General features: G+C 59.5%; 4 protein-coding genes and 1 tRNA gene. 2 read left to right on the top strand and 3 right to left on the bottom strand.

Annotation, left to right across the window (positions count from 1 at the left end):
- Together VAE48_RS08495 and VAE48_RS08490 are read left to right on the top strand one after the other, a co-directional pair.
- On the top strand, positions 1-675 hold a 675-nt coding region (locus tag VAE48_RS08495), incomplete at its 5' end, for an aspartate aminotransferase family protein (protein WP_322792891.1).
- A complete protein-coding gene (locus VAE48_RS08490) occupies positions 663-1703 on the top strand; it encodes a [LysW]-lysine hydrolase (protein WP_322792890.1) in 1041 nt (346 codons plus the stop codon). The genes VAE48_RS08495 and VAE48_RS08490, both read left to right, overlap by 13 nt.
- 23 nt (positions 1704-1726) lie before the next feature.
- Here VAE48_RS08490 and VAE48_RS08485 read toward each other — a convergent pair.
- The 3 genes from VAE48_RS08485 to VAE48_RS08475 form a co-directional block, all read right to left on the bottom strand.
- Positions 1727-1799, bottom strand: a tRNA-Asn gene (locus VAE48_RS08485).
- 70 nt (positions 1800-1869) lie between these two features.
- Positions 1870-2613: a DUF5995 family protein gene (locus VAE48_RS08480; protein WP_322792889.1), complete on the bottom strand. Its 744-nt coding sequence runs from the start codon at positions 2611-2613 to the stop codon at positions 1870-1872.
- Positions 2614-2623: 10 nt separating this feature from the next.
- Positions 2624-3028 (bottom strand): hypothetical protein, encoded by a 405-nt coding sequence (locus VAE48_RS08475; RefSeq protein WP_322792888.1) that lies wholly within the window; start codon positions 3026-3028, stop codon positions 2624-2626.
- Positions 3029-3307: the final 279 nt, after the last annotated feature.

Raw genomic sequence — 3307 nt, 5'->3', positions numbered from 1 at the left:
CTGCAGGCGGCGGTCAGTGAGCGGACGGCTGCCGTGCTGGTGGAGGTGGTGCAGGGCGAGGGCGGGGTGAACCCGGCCAGCGCCGAATTTCTGTCAGTTGCAGAGCAGGTCTGCCGCCAGCACGGTGCGCTGCTGATTGTGGATGAGGTGCAAACCGGCTTTGGCAGGACCGGCAGGTTGTTCGCCTTTCAGCATTACGATTTGCGGCCCGATCTGGTGTGTCTGGCAAAGTCCATCGCCGGGGGCGTACCGATGGGCGCCGTGCTGATCGGCGGACGGATTGGCAGCCTGCCGCCGCAAACGCACGGTTCGACTTTCGGCGGCAATCCGCTGGCTTGCGCCGCCGCGCTGGCCAGCCTGAATTTTCTGCTGGAAAACCGCCTGCCAGAACGGGCTGCCGAACTGGGGGCGTGGTTCATCGAACAGCTGCGCGGGCTGTCTTCGCCGCTGATTCGCGAAGTGCGCGGGCTGGGGTTGATGGTCGGGATCGAGTTAAAGCAAAAAGTGACCCCCTATCTGCAGGCGCTGATGAGCGAAGGGGTGATGGCGCTGCCGGCCGGCCTGACGGTGATGCGCTTTCTGCCGCCGCTGGTGATTGAAAAGAGCGACCTTGAACGGGTGGTGGAAGCCGTTGCCAGCGTCCTTGCAAAGGAAGCCGCCGAATGGACGAAGTAGCCCTGCTGGAGGGTCTGTTACGCACCTACAGCCCGACCGGCGCGGAACAAGCGGCGGTGGCTTACCTGACGGAAGCAATGCGCGGGCTGGGGTTTGAGGCTGGCGTTGATGAAATCGGGAATGCGATTGGACGGCGCGGCGAAGGTGAGCGGCAAATTGTGCTGTTGGGGCATATTGACACGGTGGCGGGCGAAATTGCGGTGCGGCGCGAGGGCGACCTGCTCTACGGGCGCGGCGCGGTGGATGCCAAAGGCCCGCTGGCGTGTTTTGTGGCTGCCGCCAGCCAGACAGCCGTACCGCCCGGCTGGCAAGTGGTGGTGATCGGCGCGGTGGGCGAGGAAGGCGACTCGCGCGGGGCGCGCTGGATACTGGACAGGTACCGCCCGCAGTACGCCATCATCGGCGAGCCAAGCGGGTGGGAGCGGGTGACGCTGGGCTACAAAGGCAGCGCGCTGGTGAAATACCGCGTGGAGCAGGCCCTGGCGCACCCGGCCGCGCAGCAGGAAAACGCGCCGCAAAGCGCGGTGACTTTCTGGAACCGCCTGATGGCCGCCGCCGACGAGTGGAACGCGCCTCACGAGCGGGCGTTCGATCAGGTCACGCCCATCCTGCGCCGGATGCAGTCGGGGGAGGACGGCTTTCATGGCTGGGCCGAGTTGTGGATCAACCTGCGCTTGCCGTTGTGGCTGCCGCCGGCCGAGGCGCTGCGCCGGCTTGGCGAGCTGGGTGGTGAGGCAAGGCTTGAGCTTTTGGACGAAGTGCCGGCCTACCTGGCCGAAAAGAACACAATTGTGGTGCGCGGGCTGCTGGCTGCCATCCGCGCTGCGGGTGGGAAACCGGCTTTTGCCCTCAAAAGCGGCACCGCCGATTTGAATCTGGTGGCACCGGTGTGGGGCTGCCCGGCGGTAGCCTACGGACCGGGCGATTCCAACCTCGATCATACCCCCCACGAGCACATCTCGCTGGCGGAGTACCGCCGCAGCATTGAGGTGTTATCCCGCGCCCTGGGGTTGTGGATGCAGCCGTAGACGGGAGGCGACAATTAAAAAGGCTCCTCGACCAGGACTCGAACCTGGAACCTAGCGGTTAACAGCCGCCCGCTCTGCCGATTGAGCTATCGAGGAACGTGCCCTTATTATAAAATCAACCCAAAGGCATGTCAAGGAATCGCCCGGCTTGAGCCTGTGACCTTGCTCATTCCCTCCAACCAATCCAGCGGGCAGTCTGGAGTGCATCATGCTCCACCCGCTGCACCCATTCCTTGCGCTCATCCTCTGACGAGGCTTCCACCAGATACACGGCATGCTGCCACACTTTGCCCCGCCAGCGGGTAATTGTGCCGGAGATCAGTCCTTCGTCCACTCGCCCCAGGACGACATCCACAACCTGCATGACCGGCATGGCCGGTTCCAGAATTTGATCTTGCACGGCATCAATGGTAGCGGCAATGACGTGGTTGACGCGGTTATGATCGGTGCGGCGCATCGCCCGCCGGCCAGAACTCAATGCCTGCCACTCGGGCTGCAGCAGTTCTTCCAGCGTCAACACCAGGTCGTAGTTGATGTGGGCGTTGACCCCCAACAGCAAGTTTTGCAGCGGCGAATAATTCTTTTGGTTGGCTGCCTGGAATGCGACCTGCCAGACGGCAGGGATGTTTTCCTGCCGCTCTTCATAGGCTTGCAGGGCCATAAAATAATAATCCGCAAAACGGTGCAACAGGTGATTCACCCAAACCCCATCGGAAAATTCCTCGCGCCGGATAGCCTCCAGCATGTTTGCCGTCATCATTTGATAACAGCTTAAAAAGATTGCGCGCCGGTCATTGGTCCGCTGCCAGCGCTCAATCCGCTCACTCATTTGTTCCAGCACAGGATCATACACCGCTTTAACCCATCTATCGGCTTGCGTATCGGGTAAAATCAGCCATTGGTGGAACACCTCATGCAGTTCAGCGCACCTTGAAGTCGAGGGTCTTATCCAGTTTGCCGTTCAGGTAGATTTCGACGCGGTACTTGCCCACCGGCCACAGGTTATTGTTGGAAAGGTTGAAGGTCACCACATTGCTGCCGCTGGTGAACTCGGTTTCATTGATGACAAAATTAGGATCCACCCCTTCCGCATCTACCGCAATCCAGACGGCTTTCAGGGTGGTATCCTCGGGCGCATTTTTCAGGTCAACGAAGGCATAAAAGACTGCATCCTGAGCGAAGGTGGTTACCCGTGTGCCGCCGTCCTCGCTGTCCGAAAGCCACGCATCGCCAATATTGGCCGTGCTGGCGCTGAATTCACAGGCAACCGTTGACAATACCAGCATCAACAGCCCCAAAAAGATCAACCATTTGCGACGCACCATGCTTTTTCTCCTCTTTTGGCTTGATATTGAAAATCCCCCTCAATCATTGGAGGAGAATTTTTCGCTTGTTAACATCAATCCGGGATAAATCATTTTTACATCAACTTTCGAATTTTTCGTCCCCCTCCCGCCCCCCCAAAATCGCCCCTGCGATTTTGGGGGAGGTGCAAGTGGGGGTCATTGGCATTGCCTGCCAGGTTTTCATCTTATCCCGAACTCATGTTATGATACAACCTTCTGTACAAAATTCAAGGGGGAGTTTCAAAATCACCCTTTTTT

The organism is Bellilinea sp. (assembly GCF_034432615.1).
Classification (GTDB): domain Bacteria; phylum Chloroflexota; class Anaerolineae; order Anaerolineales; family Anaerolineaceae; genus Bellilinea.
Note: the sequence above shows the minus strand (reverse complement) of the source record. Positions and strands in the feature narration are given on the sequence as shown.